Source organism: Cupriavidus sp. FW305-3-2-15-C-LB2, from assembly GCF_058787575.1.
Genome location: NZ_JBYSZW010000005.1, coordinates 1 through 17,995 on the forward strand (window position 1 = coordinate 1; position 17,995 = coordinate 17,995).

The window sequence follows — 17,995 nt, forward strand, 5'->3', positions numbered from 1 at the left end:
TTGGCGGGCAGGCCGCGCAGGCTCTTGAGCTTGGCCTTGTAGGCGGCCAGTTCGGATCTGGTCGGCAGCTTGCCGTGCACCAGCAGGTGGGCGATTTCCTCGAACTCGCAGGTCTCGGCGATGTCGAGGATGTCGTAGCCGCGGTAGTGCAGGTCGTTGCCAGTGCGGCCGACGGTGCACAGCGCGGTATTGCCGGCGGTCACGCCCGACAGGGCGACGGATTTCTTGGGCTTGGGAGTGACGAGCGGTTGCGCTTCGGACATCTGGGTCTCCTTTATGTGATGCCTGGTATTGCCTGTCTGTTGTCGTGCAAGCGGTCGGGACAAAGCCCGGCCGCGCGTGAGTCTTGCTTACTTGCCCTTGCCTTGTGCGAAGAGCGCGTCAAGCTTCTGCTCGAAGTCATGGTAGCCGATGCTCTCGTAGAGCTCGGCGCGGGTCTGCATGGTATCGACCACGTTCTTCTGCGTGCCGTCGCGGCGGATGGCCGCGTAGACGTTTTCCGCCGCCTTGTTCATGGCGCGGAAGGCCGACAGCGGGTACAGCACCATCGACACGCCGGCGCCGCCGAGTTCCTCGGTGGTGAACAGCGGCGTGGCGCCGAATTCGGTGATATTGGCCAGCACCGGCACCTTCACCGCATCGACAAACTTGCGGTACATGGCCAGGTCGGTCATGGCTTCCGGGAAGATGGCGTCGGCGCCGGCTTCCGCGCACGCGACGGCGCGCTCGATGGCCTTGTCCAGGCCTTCGACGGCGAGCGCGTCGGTGCGGGCCATGATGACGAAGTTCTCGTCGGTGCGGGCGTCGACGGCGGCCCGGATGCGGTCGACCATTTCACCCTGCGTGACGATTTCCTTGTTGGGACGGTGGCCGCAGCGCTTGGCGCCGACCTGGTCTTCGATGTGCATGGCCGCCGCGCCGAACTTGATCAGCGACTTGGTGGTGCGGGCCACGTTGAAGGCCGAGGCGCCGAAGCCGGTGTCGACGTCCACCAGCAGCGGCGTGTCGCACACGTCGGTGATGCGGCGGATATCGGTCAGCACGTCGTCCAGGTTCGAGATGCCCAGGTCCGGCAGGCCCAGCGAGCCGGCCGCAACGCCGCCGCCCGACAGGTAGATGGCCCGGTAGCCGGCGCGCTTGGCCAGCAGGGCATGGTTGGCATTGATGGTGCCGACTACCTGCAGCGGATGCTCGTCGGCAAGCGCCTGGCGGAAGCGGGCGCCAGCGGAGCGCGCGAGGTCGGAAGCGGAGTAGGTCATGGCGTATGCGTTGGTGAACAGGACGGGCCCAATACTGCAAGGGGTGTGCCAAGCCCTTGGACGGGATCTCGGAAAATCCGCCAGCCCTTGTCAGCGCTGGGCTGGCGGGCAGGGTGGCTGACCTCGCCGCCGATTTCATGTCATCTTTTCAGCACAATTGAATTTCAAAATCCCAAGTTTGGAATTCAAAGTTGAAATCCCGGGCTGCGTGGCGGACAATGTGCCAGCACTGTACGCCTGTTCGTCCCGGGTTTCATCACGCATTCCTTCCGCATTGCACCATGGCTCCTCCCGTTTCCACGCAAGCCCGTCCGCGCATCTGGGCCATCGGCATCAGCCGCCTGGCACGCGCCTTTGCCGACCTGATTCCGGCCTACGCCGACCGGGCCGAATTCCGCATCGTCGGCAAGGGTTTCGAGGCCGCCGCCAGCGCCGTGGCGCGCGAGGCGCGCGAGGGCCGGCTCGACGTGGTGGTGGCGGGCGGCTCCAACGGCGCCTACCTGCGCCAGCACGTGGACGTGCCGGTGGTGCTGGTCAAGGTCACGGGCTTTGACGTGATGAGCGCGCTGGCCACCGCGCGGCGCATCTCGCCGCGGGTGGCGCTGGTCACGCACGCGTCGACGTATGCCGAGGTGGATGAATTCGTGCGTGCGTTCTCGCTGTCGGTCCCGGCCTATACCTACCTGACCGAGGACGATGCCGTGGCGCGCGTGAAGGCGCTCAAGCAGGAGGGCATCCAGGTCGTGGTCGGCCCCGGCCTGGTGACCGACCTGGCCGACCGCTATGGCCTGACCGGCGTGTTCCTGTACTCCGGCAACTCGGTGCGCATGGCGCTCGAAGACGCGATCGAGGCTGCGCGCCTGCGCCGCATCGAGGCCACCCGGCGCGACTACGTCAACACCATCCTGGCGCACCTGAACGAGGGCGTGGCGGCCGTGGATGCCGAAGGGCGCATCCAGTCGTTCAACCCGGCGATGGAGCGTTTTCTCGGCACTTCCGTTGCTGCCGCGGTCGGGCGCAAGCTGCAGACGCTGGCGCCAAACCTGGCGCTCGAAGGCGTGATGCAGAGCGGCGACAAGGAGCTGGAAGCGATCCACAAGCTCGGCGACAAGATGGTGGTGGTCAACCGCATCCCCATCATCGGCGAGGCCGGGACCACCGGCGCGGTGCTGACCATCCAGGACGCCAGCGCGATCCAGCGCGTGGACCGCAACCTGCGCTCGCGCGCGCGCACGCGGCCAGCCGGGGTGCGCTACAGCCTGGACGACCTGGCCGGCACCTCCGCGGCCATGACCGAGCTGCGCGAGCTGGCGCGGCGCTATGCGGCGGTGGATTCCACCGTGCTGATCGGCGGCGAGAGCGGCACCGGCAAGGAGGTGCTGGCGCAGGGCATGCACGACGCCAGCCCGCGCCGCGCCTTCCCGTTCGTGGCGGTCAATTGCGCGGCCTTCCCCGAGGCGCTGCTGGAGAGCGAGCTGTTCGGCTATGAAGAGGGCGCCTTCACCGGCGCGCGCCGCGGCGGCAAGGCCGGCCTGTTCGAGTCGGCCCACAACGGCACGCTGTTCCTCGACGAGGTGGGCGACATGCCGTCCGCGCTGCAGACGCGCCTGCTGCGCGTGCTGCAGGAAAAGCAGGTGCTGCCGATCGGCGGGCTCGACGCGGTGCCGGTCAACGTGCGCGTGATCGGCGCCACCCACCGCGACCTGGCCGCGATGGTGCGCGATGGTTCCTTCCGGCAGGACCTGTACTACCGCCTCAATATCCTGCGCATCGAGATGCCGCCGCTGCGCGACCGCTCCGAAGACCTGCAGGAGCTGGCCGAGCTGCTGTACCGGCGCGCCCAGGAGCGCCTGGGCATGGACCGGCCGCAGCGCCTGCCCGCCGCGGCCCGCGCGCGGCTGGCGCGCTACCGCTGGCCGGGCAATATCCGCGAGCTGGAAAACGTGACCGAACGGATCGCCGTGCTGGTGGCCGGGCGCCGGCTGGACAGCGAGGCGCTGCAGCGCGAGCTGCAGGCGGCCGTGCCGGAGCTGTTCGGCGATGGCATGCTGGCGCCGGCCGAGGCCGAGGCCGAGGCCGACGCTGAGCCCGCCGCGCCGGCAACACGCCCGCGCCGTTCACTGGCCGGCGTGAAGCAGTCCAGCGAAGTCGAGCATATCCGGCGCGTGCTGGCCGAGTGCGGCGGCGACCGCGCCGCGGCCTGCCATATCCTTGGCATCAGCCCGACCACACTGTGGCGGCGGCTCAAGGCAGCGTGAACCGCGCTGGCATTTACCCGGCTGGGCCGGCGCGCCGGAACGGAATCGGCTGCAACCCCTTGCCCTCCAGCCAGGTTTCATTGAACAGCCGTGCCATGTACAGGTCGCCGCGGTCGCAGAGCAGCGTGACGATGGTATGGCCCGGCCCCATCTCGCGCGCCAGCGCCACCGCGGCGCCGACGTTGATTCCCGACGACCCGCCCAGGAACAAGCCCTCCTCGCGCAGCAGGCGGTAGACCATGTCCACGCAGGTCTGGTCGTCGATCCGCACCGCATCGTCGATGGGCGTGTCCTGCAGGTTGGCGGTGACGCGGCTGGTGCCGATGCCCTCGGTGATCGAACTGCCCTCGGCCTTGAGCTCGCGGTGTTTGACGAAGTTATAGAGAGCGCTGCCGTGCGGGTCGGCCAGCACGATGCGCACGCCGGGCTTGTGCTCTTTCAGGCAGCGCGCGATGCCGGCCAGCGAGCCGCCGGTGCCGGTCGAGCAGGTGAAGGCATCGATATGCCCGCCGGTGGCGTGCCAGATCTCGGGGCCGGTGGTCTCGTAGTGGGCCTGGCGGTTGGCCAGGTTGTCGAACTGGTTGGCCCAGATCGCGTTGTCGGTCTCGTCGGCCAGCCGGCCGGCAATCTTCTGGTAGTTGTCCGGATCGGCGTAAGGCTTGGCGGGCACCGCGCGGACCTCGGCGCCGAGCATGCGCAGCCGCTCCATTTTCTCGGGCGACTGCGTATCGGGTATCACGACGATGCAGCGGTAGCCGCGCGCCGCGCACAGGTGGGCCAGGCCGATGCCGGTATTGCCCGCGGTGCCTTCGATGACCGTGCCGCCGGGCGTCAGCAGGCCGCGCCGTTCGGCATCACGGATGATGTAGAGTGCCGCGCGGTCCTTGACCGAGCCGCCAGGATTGAGGAATTCCGCCTTGCCGTAGATATCGCAGCCGGTCTCGGCGCTCAGGCCGGCCAGCCGGATCAGCGGGGTGTGGCCGATGGTGCCGGCAAATCCATCCCTGACTTCCATGGTGCACTCCTGCCGTGCCCGCTGCGGGCGTCACATTGAGTGATAGATCGGTGCGGCGGGAATGACAAGCAGGGGGATGGCCGAAAGTGATCGGGATTGCCCGTGGCCGGGCGGATCAGGCGGCGTTGAGCCAGCGGAAACTGAAATCGCCTTCGACGAAATCCGCGCGCGATGCGTGGAAATCGCGCATATAGGGCCGGTTCAGGTGCGATTCGAGCGCGCGCTTGGAGTCCCAGACCATGTAGATCACGAATACCCGCGCATCTTCGGCGTCTTGCCCGACGTGGTAGTCCAGGCAGCCGGGCTCGGTCAGCCCGCGCGAGCGCAGCGTGGTGAGCTGGGATACCAGCGCCTCGCGGCGGTGGGTCTTGGCACGGGCGATGCCGACTAGCGTGTACGTTCCGGACATGGGTGAACGGGGGCGACTGGCTGGCGTCTGTGAGCACTGGGCAGGCCATTGTAGCGCCGGCGGTACCGCCCCCGGCAATGCCCGAGGACGCCGTCCGGGCATTCGGGCAGCGCTTGACAAGGGCGGGCAGCACGGTTCTCCCCGCAACGGGGGCTAAAGTCCTGCCGGCGGCTGCCGATATCCGGATCGAAAACAAGAAAACCATCATCCGAGGGGGTAGCGCATGTTGAGACGCATACGGTCGGAACAACTGCAGGTCGGGATGTTTGTCGCCAGGCTTGGCGGCCCGTGGATCAGCCATCCGTTCTGGCGCGCCAGGTTCCTGGTCGCCAATGAGGAGCAGGTTCGGCAGATACAGTCGGCAGGGGTGCAGGAGGTCTGGATCGACATCCTGAAGGGCCGCAACGTAGCAGCGCCGGACACGCCGGAAATGCCCGGACCGGTCCCGCAGTCCGCGCCCGACCCCATGGACCCGGCCACCGCACCGCCACCCGCCGCCACCCTTGATGCCGAGATTGTCCGCGCGCGCGAGCTGCTGCAATCCGGCAAGGCCGTGATCGGCTCGATGTTCGCCGACATCCGCATGGGCCGGGCGCTGGAGGTCAACGGCGCGCTGCTGCTGGTCGATTCCGCCTCACGCTCGCTGTCGCGCCATGGGCAGGCGTTGCTGGCGCTGGCGCGGCTCAAGGCGCGTGGCGACGAAAACTACCTGCACGCCTTCGCCGTCTGCGCGCTGATGATCGCCGTCGGCCGCACGCTGGGCCTGCCCGACGACGAGGTGCGCGAGCTCGGCCTGGCCGGCCTGGTCCACGACATCGGCAAGCTGACGCTGCCCGATACTCCGGTGCACAAGGCCAGCGAACGCACGCCCGAGGAAGAGGAGATCTACCGCCGGCACCCTTCGGCTGGCTACCGCATCCTGAACGAGGCCCGGCTCTATTCGAACATCCCGCTCGATGTCTGCGTCCACCATCACGAACGCGTGGACGGGCGCGGCTTCCCCTACGGCCTGGCGGGGAGCGAACTGAGCGTGCACGCCAAGATCGGCGCAATCTGCGATGCCTATGACTCGCTCACTTCCAGCCGCCCGGGCCACCAGCCGTGGTCGCCGGCCCGCGCCATGGAATACATGGCCGTGCGTGTCGACACGCTGTTCGACCGGCGCGTGTTCAAGGCCTTCACCCGCACCGTCGGCATCTACCCGCTCGGCACCGTGCTGCGGCTGCGTTCGAACCGGCTGGCGGTGGTCTGCGCGCAGAACGAGGCCGATCCGCTGCGGCCGAAGGTGATGGCGTTCTATTCCGTGTCGCAGTCAAGGCCGACTCCCACCGAACTGATCGACCTGCGCCACAGCGACGAAACGGTGGTGGCGTTCGAGAATGCCGCTGACTGGGGGTATGCGGATGAGCAGCTGATGGAGATGTATGCGGCGGCGGCATGAACCGGGGGGCAAGTCTTCAGCCCGCCACCCATTCCCCTTGCCTGAGCCGCTCATACAGGAAATCGCCCAGCACCCGCACGCGCGCGCTGTGCCTGAGATCCGGATGCGTCAGCACCCATAAATCGGTATCCATGGCTACATCGACTGGCGCCAGCCGCACCAGCTCTGGGTCGGCCCCGGCCAGCAGGCACAGCAGCATGCCGGCGCCCATGCCGTGCCGCACGGCATCCGCCATCGCCACCAGGCTGTCGGCGCTGACGGCGCGGCGGGGTTCGGGCACGTGGTCGCGTATCCAGCGCGCCTGGGCAAGGTGTGACAGCGCTTCGTCCGGCACGACCCAGTCATAGGCCGACCAGTCCGCCAGCCGCGGATGGTCGGCTTCCGTTGGCAGGCCGAGCTGCTGCAGGTAGCGCCGCGCCGCGTATGGTGCCGTCTGCAGCCGCCCGATACGGCGGCCCACCAGGTACTCCGGCGGCGCATTCGCCGGCCGGATCGCCACATCGGCCTCGCGCCGGCTCAGGCTCAGGAAGCTGTTGTTGACGACGATCTGCAGCTGGATGCGCGGGTGCATCGACCTGAATTCCGCAAACAGGGGCATCAGCAGTCCACCCAGCAGCGTGTCGGTCGTGGTCACGCGCAACGGGCCGCTCAGCTGGCTGTCGAGGCCGGACAGCTGGCGCTGGGCCGCATCGATCTGCTCGCCGACGCCGGCCAGGCGGTGCGCCAGGGCCTCGCCGGCGGCGGTCATGGCGTAGCCGGTGGCATGGCGTTCGAAGAGCAGGGTGCCCAGGGTCTCTTCCAGCCGCGCCAGCCGGCGCAGCACCGTGGAATGGTTGACATGCAGGGCGCGCGCGGCGCCGGCGAGCGAGCCGGACTGGCCCACGGCAAGGAAATACTTCAGGTCGTCCCAGTCTGCTTCCTGCATGTTTGCATAGCCCCTTTGCGGAATTCGCCAGTTCTCGTGCTGATCTGCACAGCCTACAGTGGCGTGGCGTGCCCGGCAATGGGTGTCGGGCCGCAGACCTGGACGAAAGACATGGCAATGGCGTGGATGCTGCTGGTGCTGGCGGGCCTGATCGAGATCGTGATGGCGCTGGCGCTCAAACATACCGACGGCTGGACGCGGCCCGGGCCGACGGCACTGGGCATCGGGGCGGCGCTGGCCAGCATCTTCCTGCTCAGCGCGGCGCTGCGGCACCTGCCGGTCGGGACGGCGTACGCAATCTGGACCGGGATCGGGGCGATCGGGGTGACGGTGGTTGGCATCCTGTTCCTGGGCGAAAGCGCGGCGCCGATGCGGCTGGTGTTGATCGGGCTGATCTTCGTCGGGATTGGCGGCTTGAAGCTGCTGCCGGCCTGAGCCCCGGCCCTGGCCGTGCCGCGCTCAGGCGTGTTGTGCCCCAAGGCTGGCGCCCGGCCTGAGCACCTCGCGGGCGATGATCACCTGCTGCACTTCGGTGGCGCCTTCGCAGATGCACAAGGCGCGGATCTCGCGATAGAGGCTTTCCAGCCTGGAGGCCCCAGCTGATGGGGCGCGTCAACGAAGAGCAGCGGGCCCGCCTAACGACATGATCCAGTTGCGCGACCGCTAAGAAAAGCTGTTCGTGCGGCAGATCACCCAGCCTGGAGCCCATCGTCTGCCTTGCACTTAAGCCGCCCCATTCTTAGGTGCAGGCCAGGGTGTCCTCAAGGAAATCGAGGCGATCCTGGCCCCAGAACACTTCTCCACGGTAGACGTATGCAGGCGAGCCGAAGACACCGGCTGAGATAGCGTTGTCGGTGTATTGTCTGTACTCCGCTTTGATTACTGGAGATGCGGCTTGGCAGAGAAGCGCCTCGCCATCCAAGTCCAGCGAGCGGGCGATGGTTTGCAGTGTCTCTGGTGAGGAGATGTCCTGGTCCTCCAACCATTCGGCATGAAGAATCGCTTGGGCCAAGGTGCCTTCGCAAAGTCCCGCGTGCTTCGCAGAAATGACCATGCACGAAGCGAGATCACCGTTTGGGCACATGTATCTAGGCTGCGGATTGACCGGAATCCCTAGCCGCTTGCACCAACGGGCGAGTTCGGTGATCCGGTAAGCCTGCCTTTCCTGAGAGCGCTGCCCAAGCAAAATGCCCCCCGTCTGCGAGTAAACGTACGGCAGGTCCACAGGCATATAGTTGATCGCGGCGCCTTGGCGTTTGGCAAGTTCCACAAGACGGCCGTGTCCGAGATAGGCCCAGTCCGAATTGATCCAAAAGTAATAGTCAATTGCCTTGGTCATTGCTCAGTTGCCTTCATGCGAGATACACAGAAGATCGACAAGCCCCCCAGGGCAGTGAGGTAGCCGGCGAGATACAGCGGACTACCTTGGCCGAGCTTAAGCAGCCAGGTCGCCACCAGCGGGGCCAGTCCGCCACCGATAGCACCCGAGACTTGCACGGCAAGGGAAATACCACTGTAGCGAACTTCCGGGGGAAATTGCACAGAAAATAGGCTACCTTCGGGGCCGTACAGCATGGCGTAGATAAGGCCGATGGCGATCACCATGGCGAGATATACCGCGCCGACGCTTCCCGAGCCAAGAAGCTTAAAAAACGCGAACCCGAAGAGGCAAATTCCGACCGATCCGACCACAAAGATCTTCCTATGCCCGATCTTATCCCCGAGCAAGCCAGTGAGAGGCATTGTGAACAGTGCGACGGCAGCACCCGCGATCACGGCATTCAGCATCATCGTCTTGGGTAAACCAAGTGTTACCGTACCGTAGGTCAGGGCAAAGGTAGCGACCGTGTAGAACCACGTGACTTCCGCCATCCGCGCGCCTGATACCTTGAGCAACGACAACCAGTGGTGTTTGACGACATGGACCACCGGCACCTCGACCTCATGGCCTCTTTGCTTGACCTTTTCAAAGTCAGGGGACTCGGCGACGCGGATGCGGATGAACCATCCGACAGCCAGAAGCAACACACTGGCCAGGAACGGAAGGCGCCAGCCCCAACTCAACATATCCGCCTCAGGCAGTCTCGCAACGCTTGCCATTGCCAACGATGAGAGGATAAGGCCAGGAGCGACGCCGGTTTGAGGAAGGCTACCGAAGAAGCCTTTCTTGCCTTCGGGGGCATGTTCCACGGCCATGAGAACGGCGCCGCCCCATTCGCCACCGACGGCGAGCCCCTGGAGAAGGCGCATCAATACGAGGATCACGGCGGCCCAGTAACCAATTTGCTCGTAGGTCGGAATGAGGCCGATGATGATGGTCGGGATACCCATCATCATCAACGTGATCAGCAGCATGGATTTTCGCCCAACCTTGTCACCAAAGTGGCCGAAGACAATGCCTCCAAGGGGCCGGGCGAAGAAGCCGACGGAGTAGGTCGCGAACGCGGCGAGGGTCCCGCTGATCGGATCGAAGCTGGGAAAGAAGATCTTGTTGAAAATTAACGCGGCGGCAGTTCCGTAAATGAAGAAGTCGTACCACTCGATAGTCGTGCCGAGCATGCTGGCAATGCCTGCGACGGTGTGCTGCTTGGCCGTCCCGGCATTTGCGCTGGCGATGCCTGCTTGTGAATTGGCGGGATACATAGAATGCCTCTGTGACTTGCTTGATGGGGGCGATGTGCTCGAGCGTGGTCACTCAAATGCACGCTTCTTTGCTGGGGGGGATATGTACTGCGCCGGTGGTGGTCGATGTTTGCCTTACGGGGTTATTCATTGCGTCTCCGGTGGTGACTAGCGGCATCTGTGCGTGCCAATCTCGGTATGACCCTGTCCCGCTTCCGAAGGACCAGCCGCTCGCTACCGAAAAAAATCGGGTTGGCTGGTAGTGCCAGTCGGGCCAAGATGGCCATGGGAACACTTGCCACCTTTGCTAACGGGGCAAAATCATGCTGGAGGTCGTCGGCTCGTCTTTTGGGACCGAAGGCTGAAGGTGGTGCGACTCAACGCTCCGTCTGACGGCACCAGTAATCAAAAGTACCGTTGACGATCGAAGGCTTGAGCAGGTAGTCGTGAGCTTCACGGGCGAGATCGTCGGGTAGCGAGGTAAGCGGCCCGAAGGTACGGGCGCGCACCTGCATGCGGGCAGCGCGCTCCATGTAGACAGAAAGATAGGTCGCTTCTTGCACGCTACAGCCGGTGCTCAACTGACCGTGGCTGGCCAGCAGGATCGAGCGGTTGCTGCCCAGAGCGCCGGATATGATCACGCCCTCCTGGTCAGCGATGGGAACGCCAGGCCATTCCGCAAGGAACGCGCAATCGTTGTGAAACGGCGTCATGTCCATTTGCGAGACGATTAGCGGTTGCTTGGCCGCGGCAAGTGCCGACACATACGGAGAATGCGTATGAATGATGCTATGGGTGTTGGGGCGATCGGCATAAACCCACAGATGGAACCGCGTTGCCGGATTAGCCATCCCAGTGCCGCTGAGGGTATTCAGGTCTTGGTCGACTTCTATAAAGTCGGCTTCGGTGGCTTCGTCAAAACCCAGACCGAAGCGCAGGGTCCAGTAGGCGCCTGGGCGCTCCGAGCGTGCACTGATCTGGCCAGCCAAGCCAGCTTCCTGCCCGGTCATGGCCAGGATGCGGCAAGCATAGGCCAGCGTTTGCTGCAGCGTGCGCTTGCGAGGCTTGAGATGGGCACGCATCTCCTGCGTTGCGCGTTCGTCGAAGTATTCCTTAGAGCGAAGTTCCATTTTGTTTCCAGTCGTATTGGTTGCCGGGCATAGACTGGGCCCGGCGACTCCAGAACGCCTCTGCTGCCCCCCGTGGGGAGCACACTTTGGCGCCATCCCGACTTGGCCGGTGGGATGTCGGTACGACTGGATTATGGGAAGTCAGAAGGGGCTGAGATAGCGCGGAGCGCTCATACTTCCTATGACTGGGCGTACTACCTCAGACCGTTTGAGCGATCTTCAGCATGTGTTTTATCAGCGCTGTTTGAGCTCTTTCTCGCTTGGTAATGGCGACAACGCGCCGACTGAGACGAGGGTTTATTATGCGCACTCGTGACAGCCCATAGTTCTCGAGCAGTTGCGTCGGTACTCGGTCTGGCAAAACGCACTGACCTCCGGTTGATGCGACGAGCCTGAGCATCGCATCGACCGTGTCCACTTCCGCCACGACATTTGTGTCCAATCTCTTCCTGTGCAGCATTCGTCTTAGCGCATAGTGCTCAGGAAAAGCGACAAGCGGTACTCTTTGCGCCTCTAGGTCGACCCCTTCGAGTGCGGCCAAGGGCGAATTTTGGCTGACGATCAACGTCATGACATCGTCGAATAGCGGCACGATTTCCACGGCATCCGAGGCTACCGCTACGTCGTAAACAAAGCCTATATCCGCTTTGCCCGTCTCCACCAGCTCTACAACTTCCGGTGAACTCCGCCCCATGAGCGAGACGTTGGCATTTGGGCGCTGGCTCATGAATCGGGAGACAACATCTGGCATGAAGTAGTAGCTGAGGGTATGAATAACAGCCACTCGGAGGTTGCCTTGGCTGACTCCCTGCTCCTCGCACAACTGGAGAATCGTATTGTCGATAACGTCATATGCGGTCTGGGCGGCAGCCTGCAGTTTGTGGCCTGCGTCAGTAAGGGCGACCCCGCGCCCGTGGCGTTCGCACAATTTTTGACCTACTGCTGCCTCGAGGTGGGCCAGCTGACGGCTTAAGCCGGATTGGGTTAGACCAAGCGTCATTGCAGCGCCTGAAATGGAGCGGGCCTGCGCTATCGCCAGGAATAGCCTTATCTGAGCATCTAAAGCCTTCATAATTTTGGGGGTGTCCCTCTTCGGCTAGTTATGACGTTCAACCGTTCCGCCATTTCGAACCGACGTGGCTTCAGCGCTTTCCCGGTCGGAGCCCGCCATCCACCAGACTTTGGGCGTCAATGGATCCCGCTGTGGAGATCTTGCTGGATCCATCGCTCAACAGGCATCCGGCATTAACGCAAGTTCCGCACCATATGTGTATTGGTACTATGCCCGGTTTGATAGTCGACGACGGCGATGTATCCCGGCATGTTCCATTCCTTGCCGTTCGATCCGATCAAGGACTTCGTGCCAGTCGGCATCTTCGTCATTGCGCCGATGGTAGTGGTCGGGCCCGGCTCGCCCATCGCCAGCTTCAAGGGCATGCGCGCGAACGCCTCTGCCTTGCGGCCGTGCAGCAGCGCATGCATGCCTACTGCGTCGAGCCGAGCAAGCTGACGGGGGGCCGCGAGACACGCCGTGTGCGGGGCGATTCGCGGTGCCGGTAGAGGCGGAACGAGCAGGGTGTCAGGCGCGTTTTGTACACTATCAGGTCGATTCACCCGGCTGCAGACGCCCCCCTATGAGTTTCGATGCCCTGCTGGAGTTGTTCCAGCAACGTATTCCAGCCCATCCGTGGGCCCAGATTGCCTCGTACCTGCTGGTGCTGGTGCTGATCGCCGTGGTCGCGCAGTGGCTGTTCGGCCACGTGATGTCGCGCATCGCCCATCGCTTGCTGACGGTCTGGGGCAAGGCGCCCTGGAGCAAGGCGCTGACGCGATATCGTGCCTATCGGCGCTTCGGCTATGCGGTCGGGTTCGGGGTGATCACCGTCGGCATCGGCGAAGTGCCGCACATGGGCCGCTATGCGCTGGCCATCGAGCGCCTGGCCCATGCCGGCCTGTGGATCTGCTTCTTCCTGATGCTTGGCGGCGTGCTGAGTGCCTGGCAGGACGTATACGCCAGCAGCCGCCAGGCGCAGACGCGCTCGATCAAGGGCTATATCCAGGTGGGGCGCCTCGGGCTGGGGCTGGTGTGCTCGGTGCTGGTGCTGTCGATCCTGATCAACCGCTCGCCGCTGTGGATGCTGTCTGGCCTGGGCGCGCTGTCGGCGGTGCTGCTGCTGGTGTTCAAGGACACGCTGCTGTCGCTGGTGGCCAGTACTCAGCTGACCTCCAACGACATGCTGCGCATCGGCGACTGGATCGAGATGCCCCAGTGCAATGCCGACGGCTACGTCAAGGACATCGCGCTGCATACCGTCAAGGTGCAGAACTGGGACAACACCGTGACCACGGTGCCGACCTACAAGCTGTTCTCCGAGAGCTACCGCAACTACCGGCAGATGTTCGAATCCGGCGCGCGGCGCATCAAGCGCACGTTGCGGCTGGATGCGGGCAGCGTGCGCTTCCTGGAGGACCGGGAAGTGCAGGCGCTGATGCGCTTCCGGCTGCTGCACGACTACCTGGAGGAGAAGCAGGCCGAGGTCGACGAGGCCAACCGCCTGCTGATTGCCGCCGGCAATGACCCGGTCAACCGGCGCCGGCTGACCAATGTCGGCACCTTCCGCGCCTATGGCATTGCCTACCTGAAGGCGCACCCGGAGATCCACCACGATCTGCTGCTGAACGTGCGCATGATGGAGCCCGATTCGCAGGGCATCCCCGTGGAGATCTATTGCTTTACCGCGCTGACCGCGTGGATGGACTATGAGCGCATCCAGGGCGATGTCTTCGACCACCTGCTGGCGATCCTGCCCGAGCTGGGCCTGCGCCTGTACCAGGCGCCTTCAGGCGCGGACCTGACCGGCGTGCGCATCTCGCCGGTGCTGGCCGCGGCGCAGGTGGCGGCGGCACAGGCCGCCGTCCATCATGCGCCTGCCCACGGCGCCGCCGCGAGCAGCCATCCGATCTGAGCTGCGCCTGACGCTCAGCCGACCGCGCGCGGACGCACGCGGCTGGCGGCTTCCTTGGCGCGGGTGCGGGCGGTGTCGACATCGTCGGCGTACGCCAGCGCCACGCCCATGCGGCGCTTGACGAAGCTCTCGGGCTTGCCGAACAGGCGCACCTCGGTCTGCGGCACGCTCAGTGCCTGGTCCACGCCATCGAAGACCACCCCCTGGGCATCCACGCCGCCGTAGATCACGGCGCTGGCGCCGGGGCTGCGCAGCGTGGTGTCGACCGGCAGGCCCAGGATGGCGCGGGCATGCAGCTCGAACTCGTTCTGCCATTGCGTGGCCATGGTGACCATGCCGGTGTCGTGCGGGCGCGGGCTGACTTCGCTGAACCAGACCTGCTCGCCCTTGACGAACAGCTCCACGCCGAACAGGCCCATGCCGCCCAGGTCTGCCGTGACCGCCTGCGCGATGCGCTGGGCGGTTTCCAGCGCGGCGGGGTGCATTGGCTGCGGCTGCCAGCTTTCGACGTAGTCGCCGCTGACCTGGACGTGGCCGATCGGAGCGCAGAACTGCGTTTCCACCTGGCCGCTGGCGCCCATGGCGCGCACGGTCAGCAGCGTGATCTCGTAGTCGAAATCGATAAAGCCTTCCACGATCACGCGGCCGTGGCTGACGCGGCCGCCGGCCATGGCGTAGTCCCAGGCCGCCTTGACGCCCTCGGGGCCGTCGATCTTGCTCTGGCCCTTGCCGGAGCTGCTCATCACCGGCTTGACCACGCACGGGTAGCCGATGCCGCCGTCGATGGCAGCCTGCAGTTCATCCAGCGAATCGCAGAACTTGTACGGGCTGGTGGGCAGGCCGAGCGATTCGGCGGCCAGGCGGCGGATGCCTTCGCGGTCCATGGTCAGGCGCGCGGCGCGGGCGGTGGGGATCACACGCACGGTGCCGGCGGCTTCCAGGGTTTCCAGCATGGGCGTGGCGATGGCCTCGATCTCGGGCACGACCAGGTGCGGCTTTTCCGCCTCGATCAGCGCCTTGAGCTGGTCCGGGTCGCTCATGGCGATGGTGCGCGCGTGGTGGGCTACCTGCTGGCCGGGGGCATTGTCATAGCGGTCGACGGCGATGGTTTCCACGCCCAGGCGCTGCAATGCAATCAGCACTTCCTTGCCCAGCTCGCCGGAGCCGAGCAGCATCACTTTGGTGGCAGAGGGGGAGAGAGGCGTTCCGAGTGTGGTCATGGCAGCGGATGGGGCGGGAAGGAAAGCCGAGATTGTACGTGTTAGGGGACTGTCTTTGGCGCCGGCGAGCGCGCATATTGGTATGGGCCAGGGAAGGGCGCCTGGCGCGCGTGCCACCCAATTCAGCGACGAACCATAAAAAAACCCGCGCGGGGGCGGGCTTGAAAAGGCCTGAGGATCCAAGACCGGACCGCTCAGTGTTCATGCTAGGTGCTAAGCGCGCGCTCCGCATCCCCCGTTCGGGGCGGCCCGGCACAGTGTTTCAGGACGTGGCCATCAGCGGCGGGCGCCGCCGCGTGGCCACGGCAAATGCAATTTGCGCCAGACCCGCGGCCAGCCCCAGCGTCACGCCGACCTGCCACGCCACGGTGTAGGAACCCAGCGCGTCGTAGACCAGCCCACCGCCGAAGGCGCCGAAAAAGCTGCCGATCTGGTGGCTGAAGAACGCCACGCCGCCCAGCATGGCCTGCCAGCGCAGGCCGAAGGTCTCGGCGATCCAGCCCGATACCAGCGGCGCCACGCCCAGCCACAGGAAGCCCATTACCGCGGCGAACACCAGCGTGCTCTGCGGCGTGGGCGCGGACGTGAAGTACCAGGTCAGCGCCAGCGAGCGAATCGTATAGATGCCGCCCAGCAGCATCAGCTTGTTGAAGCGGCCGCCGGCCCAGCCGAAGAAGATGCTGCCCAGCACGTTGAAGCCGCCGATCACGCCCAGCGCCTGCGCGCTCAGCATCGGGTCCATGCCGCACACGTCCAGATACGACGGCAGGTGCGTGGTCAGGAAGACCAGCTGCATGCCGCAGACGAAATACGCCAGCGCCATCACCACGAACGGCGCGTGCCGCAGCGCGGTGCCCAGCGCTTCACGCGCGCTGTCCTGGCCGCGCCCTGCGGGCGACACCAGCGGCAGCCGGTCCACGCGCCCGGCAAACCACGCCGCGGGCAGCATCACCAGCGCCAGCAGCACGAACGCTGCCAGCCCGGCGCGCCAGCCGTAGGCCTGCGTCACCATCTGCCCGATCGGCGCCGCCAGCAGCGCGCCCAGCGAGCCCGCGCCAGACACCAGCCCCAGCACCGTGCTGCGCAGCGCCGCCGACACCGGCCGCGCCGCCACCGCCATCGCCAGGGCGCTGCCGGTGCAGGCCATCGACGCGCCGATGGCCACGCCCGCGCCCAGCGTGACGCCGACCATGCTGTGCGCGGTCGCCAGCAGCACCAGTCCGGTCACATAGAGCAGCGAGCCGGCCAGCATCAGCGGCCGGAAGCCGATCCGCGTGGCCCAGGCCCCGGCCAGCGGCTGCAGCAGGCCCCACGCCAGGTTCTGTACCGCGATGGCGATGGTGAAATCCGATACCGAGATGCCGATGTCCCGCGTCAGCGGCGGCATGAAGATGCCAAGGCTCTGGCGCAGGCCCATGGCCAGGCTGAGCATCACGGAGGCGCCGATCAGGATCGGCAAGGCCGGGCGCAGGGCTTCGTAGCGGGAAGGCGCGGTGGGGGTAGGCACGGTGTGGTCTCGTCGCTTGTCGTTATCGTTGTGAGCCCCGGGGCGCTTTCCATGTCTTTACATTTAAGCGTGCGCTGAATATACCGCAGGGTAGGGCGAGCGTATGCGCCAGGCCCAACCGTGTCAATTTGGCTTTGGGCGGGTCCGCCTTCCGCTTTGCCAAAGGCGGCCCCACACCTCGCTAGTCCAGACTGACCTTGGATGCCCGGATGGTCTCGCCCCAGCGCTTGATGTCGCCGCTGACCAGCGCGGCGAACTTCGGCTGCGGTTCGCCGCCAGGAATACCGCCCATGTCGCGAAACCTGGCCACCACCTCGGGGTCGCGCATGGCCTTGCCCAGCGCTTCCTGCAGCGTGGCGGCAATGGCCGGCGGGGTCCTGGCCGGCGCAAAGAAGCCCAGCCAGCCCATCACCACGAAATCCTTCACGCCGGCCTGCGCCATCGTCGGCACGTCCGGCAGTGCCGGCAGGCGTTCGGCGCTGGTCACCGCAAGCGCGCGCAGCTTGCCGGCGCGGATCTGCGGCAGCGCCTGCGTCAGGTTGTCGAACATGAAGGTGGTTTCGCCCGCCAGCACCGAGGTGGTGGCGGGTGTCGACCCCTTGTACGGCACGTGAATTACTTCGGTGCCAGTGCGCAGCCGGAACAGTTCCGCCGTCAGGTGCGTGGTCTGCCCGATGCCGGCCGAGGCGTAGGAATACTTCCCCGGGGACTGCTTGAGCTGCGCCACCAGCTCGGACACGCTGCGCACCGGCGCCTGCGCGCCGACCACCAGCACGTTGGCGAACGAGATCAGGTCCGTCAGCGGCATGAAGTCCTGTGGCTGGTAGGGCAACTGCTTGTAGGCGCTGTAGTTGATTGCGTGCGAGCCGGTATTGCCGACCAGCAGCGTGTAGCCGTCCGGCGCCGCGCGCATGAAGGCCTGCGTGCCGATGATGCCGCCGCTGCCGGGCTTGTTGTCGACCACCACCGGCTGGCCCAGGATGGCCGACAGCTTCTGCGCCACCAGGCGCGTCGGGATGTCGGTGGTGCCGCCCGGCGCGCCGGGCACGATGATGGTGATGGGGCGCTCAGGCCAGGACGCGGCGCTGGCGGGCAGCGGCAGCGTGGCGGCGGCGGTCGCCAGCAGCAGGGCCGCGGACGTGTTGAGCAGCGATTCTGGCAGCTTGTGTTTCATGGGTCTCCTCCATGTTCTGGTCTGTGTGCTGCTTGGCATGTGCGAACGGCCGGCTTGCGGCCGGCCGTT

The 17,995-nt window shown here is 65.5% G+C and carries 17 protein-coding genes and 1 pseudogene; 4 read left to right on the forward strand and 14 right to left on the reverse strand.

Annotated elements, in window-relative coordinates; all coding sequences use genetic code 11:
* On the reverse strand, positions 1–263 hold a 263-nt coding region (locus AC3WRR_RS05670; protein ID WP_492296405.1), incomplete at its 3' end, for a citrate/2-methylcitrate synthase.
* Between the two features lie 87 nt (positions 264–350).
* Positions 351–1,259 carry a methylisocitrate lyase gene (gene prpB / locus AC3WRR_RS05675; protein WP_010812107.1) on the reverse strand — a complete coding sequence of 303 codons (909 nt, stop codon included), beginning with the start codon at positions 1,257–1,259 and terminating at the stop codon, positions 351–353.
* A gap of 281 nt (positions 1,260–1,540) precedes the next feature.
* Between prpB and prpR the strand changes: the two genes are divergently transcribed.
* Positions 1,541–3,517: a propionate catabolism operon regulatory protein PrpR gene (gene prpR / locus AC3WRR_RS05680; protein WP_010812106.1), complete on the forward strand. Its 1,977-nt coding sequence runs from the start codon at positions 1,541–1,543 to the stop codon at positions 3,515–3,517.
* Positions 3,518–3,530: 13 nt separating this feature from the next.
* Here the strand turns inward: prpR and AC3WRR_RS05685 are convergent, their stop codons facing one another.
* Both AC3WRR_RS05685 and AC3WRR_RS05690 read right to left on the reverse strand, forming a co-directional pair.
* Complete coding sequence (locus tag AC3WRR_RS05685) at positions 3,531–4,532, reverse strand: cysteine synthase A (RefSeq protein ID WP_010812105.1); 1,002 nt, start codon at positions 4,530–4,532, stop codon at positions 3,531–3,533.
* 115 nt (positions 4,533–4,647) lie between these two features.
* The gene (locus tag AC3WRR_RS05690; protein WP_010812104.1) at positions 4,648–4,941 is read right to left on the reverse strand and encodes a putative quinol monooxygenase; all 294 of its coding nucleotides are present in this window, start codon (positions 4,939–4,941) and stop codon (positions 4,648–4,650) included.
* Between the two features lie 223 nt (positions 4,942–5,164).
* On the opposite strand from AC3WRR_RS05690, the gene AC3WRR_RS05695 reads away from it, so the two are divergent.
* Positions 5,165–6,382 carry an HD-GYP domain-containing protein gene (locus AC3WRR_RS05695; protein ID WP_037024475.1) on the forward strand — a complete coding sequence of 406 codons (1,218 nt, stop codon included), beginning with the start codon at positions 5,165–5,167 and terminating at the stop codon, positions 6,380–6,382.
* A gap of 16 nt (positions 6,383–6,398) precedes the next feature.
* On the opposite strand, the gene AC3WRR_RS05700 is transcribed toward AC3WRR_RS05695, so the two are convergent.
* Entirely contained in the window at positions 6,399–7,307 is a 909-nt protein-coding gene (locus tag AC3WRR_RS05700) for a LysR family transcriptional regulator (protein ID WP_010812102.1), read from the reverse strand.
* Positions 7,308–7,424: 117 nt separating this feature from the next.
* On the opposite strand from AC3WRR_RS05700, the gene AC3WRR_RS05705 reads away from it, so the two are divergent.
* Complete coding sequence (locus tag AC3WRR_RS05705) at positions 7,425–7,742, forward strand: DMT family transporter (protein WP_010812101.1); 318 nt, start codon at positions 7,425–7,427, stop codon at positions 7,740–7,742.
* A gap of 24 nt (positions 7,743–7,766) precedes the next feature.
* Here the strand turns inward: AC3WRR_RS05705 and AC3WRR_RS05710 are convergent.
* The 6 genes and pseudogenes from AC3WRR_RS05710 to AC3WRR_RS05735 all read right to left on the reverse strand — a co-directional run.
* Positions 7,767–7,892: pseudogene (locus tag AC3WRR_RS05710) on the reverse strand (hypothetical protein); the annotation flags it as partial.
* Positions 7,893–8,046: 154 nt separating this feature from the next.
* Entirely contained in the window at positions 8,047–8,646 is a 600-nt protein-coding gene (locus tag AC3WRR_RS05715) for a 2-hydroxychromene-2-carboxylate isomerase (RefSeq protein ID WP_011615384.1), read from the reverse strand.
* Positions 8,643–9,950, reverse strand: a complete 1,308-nt coding sequence (locus tag AC3WRR_RS05720) for an MFS transporter (RefSeq protein ID WP_492296406.1) — start codon at positions 9,948–9,950, stop codon at positions 8,643–8,645. Before AC3WRR_RS05720 ends, AC3WRR_RS05715 begins: the two co-directional genes overlap by 4 nt.
* A gap of 356 nt (positions 9,951–10,306) precedes the next feature.
* Complete coding sequence (locus tag AC3WRR_RS05725; protein ID WP_010812098.1) at positions 10,307–11,059, reverse strand: aldolase; 753 nt, start codon at positions 11,057–11,059, stop codon at positions 10,307–10,309.
* Positions 11,060–11,258: 199 nt separating this feature from the next.
* On the reverse strand, positions 11,259–12,131 hold the full coding sequence (locus tag AC3WRR_RS05730) for a LysR family transcriptional regulator (RefSeq protein ID WP_058698774.1): 873 nt from the start codon (positions 12,129–12,131) through the stop codon (positions 11,259–11,261).
* Between the two features lie 173 nt (positions 12,132–12,304).
* Positions 12,305–12,541 carry a hypothetical protein gene (locus AC3WRR_RS05735; protein WP_439671755.1) on the reverse strand — a complete coding sequence of 79 codons (237 nt, stop codon included), beginning with the start codon at positions 12,539–12,541 and terminating at the stop codon, positions 12,305–12,307.
* Positions 12,542–12,693: 152 nt separating this feature from the next.
* Between AC3WRR_RS05735 and AC3WRR_RS05740 the strand changes: the two genes are divergently transcribed.
* On the forward strand, positions 12,694–14,025 hold the full coding sequence (locus AC3WRR_RS05740) for a mechanosensitive ion channel family protein (protein ID WP_010812095.1): 1,332 nt from the start codon (positions 12,694–12,696) through the stop codon (positions 14,023–14,025).
* A gap of 14 nt (positions 14,026–14,039) precedes the next feature.
* Here the strand turns inward: AC3WRR_RS05740 and purT are convergent, their stop codons facing one another.
* From purT to AC3WRR_RS05755, 3 genes are all read right to left on the reverse strand, one after another.
* Positions 14,040–15,245 (reverse strand): formate-dependent phosphoribosylglycinamide formyltransferase, encoded by a 1,206-nt coding sequence (gene purT, locus AC3WRR_RS05745; RefSeq protein ID WP_010812094.1) that lies wholly within the window; start codon positions 15,243–15,245, stop codon positions 14,040–14,042.
* 262 nt (positions 15,246–15,507) lie between these two features.
* On the reverse strand, positions 15,508–16,752 hold the full coding sequence (locus AC3WRR_RS05750; protein ID WP_010812093.1) for an MFS transporter: 1,245 nt from the start codon (positions 16,750–16,752) through the stop codon (positions 15,508–15,510).
* A 181-nt stretch (positions 16,753–16,933) separates the two neighbouring features.
* Positions 16,934–17,926, reverse strand: a complete 993-nt coding sequence (locus AC3WRR_RS05755) for a Bug family tripartite tricarboxylate transporter substrate binding protein (protein WP_492296407.1) — start codon at positions 17,924–17,926, stop codon at positions 16,934–16,936.
* Between the last annotated feature and the right edge of the window lie 69 nt (positions 17,927–17,995).

Excerpts from the sequence above, each read along its gene's own strand:
- prpB (WP_010812107.1), bottom strand. The coding sequence starts at position 1,259 with ATGACCTACTCCGCTTCCGACCTCGCGCGCTCCGCTGGCGCCCGCTTC.
- prpR (WP_010812106.1), top strand. The coding sequence starts at position 1,541 with ATGGCTCCTCCCGTTTCCACGCAAGCCCGTCCGCGCATCTGGGCCATC.
- AC3WRR_RS05685 (WP_010812105.1), bottom strand. The coding sequence starts at position 4,532 with ATGGAAGTCAGGGATGGATTTGCCGGCACCATCGGCCACACCCCGCTG.
- AC3WRR_RS05690 (WP_010812104.1), bottom strand. The coding sequence starts at position 4,941 with ATGTCCGGAACGTACACGCTAGTCGGCATCGCCCGTGCCAAGACCCAC.
- AC3WRR_RS05695 (WP_037024475.1), top strand. The coding sequence starts at position 5,165 with ATGTTGAGACGCATACGGTCGGAACAACTGCAGGTCGGGATGTTTGTC.
- AC3WRR_RS05700 (WP_010812102.1), bottom strand. The coding sequence starts at position 7,307 with ATGCAGGAAGCAGACTGGGACGACCTGAAGTATTTCCTTGCCGTGGGC.
- AC3WRR_RS05705 (WP_010812101.1), top strand. The coding sequence starts at position 7,425 with ATGGCGTGGATGCTGCTGGTGCTGGCGGGCCTGATCGAGATCGTGATG.
- AC3WRR_RS05715 (WP_011615384.1), bottom strand. The coding sequence starts at position 8,646 with ATGACCAAGGCAATTGACTATTACTTTTGGATCAATTCGGACTGGGCC.
- AC3WRR_RS05720 (WP_492296406.1), bottom strand. The coding sequence starts at position 9,950 with ATGTATCCCGCCAATTCACAAGCAGGCATCGCCAGCGCAAATGCCGGG.
- AC3WRR_RS05725 (WP_010812098.1), bottom strand. The coding sequence starts at position 11,059 with ATGGAACTTCGCTCTAAGGAATACTTCGACGAACGCGCAACGCAGGAG.
- AC3WRR_RS05730 (WP_058698774.1), bottom strand. The coding sequence starts at position 12,131 with ATGAAGGCTTTAGATGCTCAGATAAGGCTATTCCTGGCGATAGCGCAG.
- AC3WRR_RS05735 (WP_439671755.1), bottom strand. The coding sequence starts at position 12,541 with ATGCATGCGCTGCTGCACGGCCGCAAGGCAGAGGCGTTCGCGCGCATG.
- AC3WRR_RS05740 (WP_010812095.1), top strand. The coding sequence starts at position 12,694 with ATGAGTTTCGATGCCCTGCTGGAGTTGTTCCAGCAACGTATTCCAGCC.
- purT (WP_010812094.1), bottom strand. The coding sequence starts at position 15,245 with ATGACCACACTCGGAACGCCTCTCTCCCCCTCTGCCACCAAAGTGATG.
- AC3WRR_RS05755 (WP_492296407.1), bottom strand. The coding sequence starts at position 17,926 with ATGAAACACAAGCTGCCAGAATCGCTGCTCAACACGTCCGCGGCCCTG.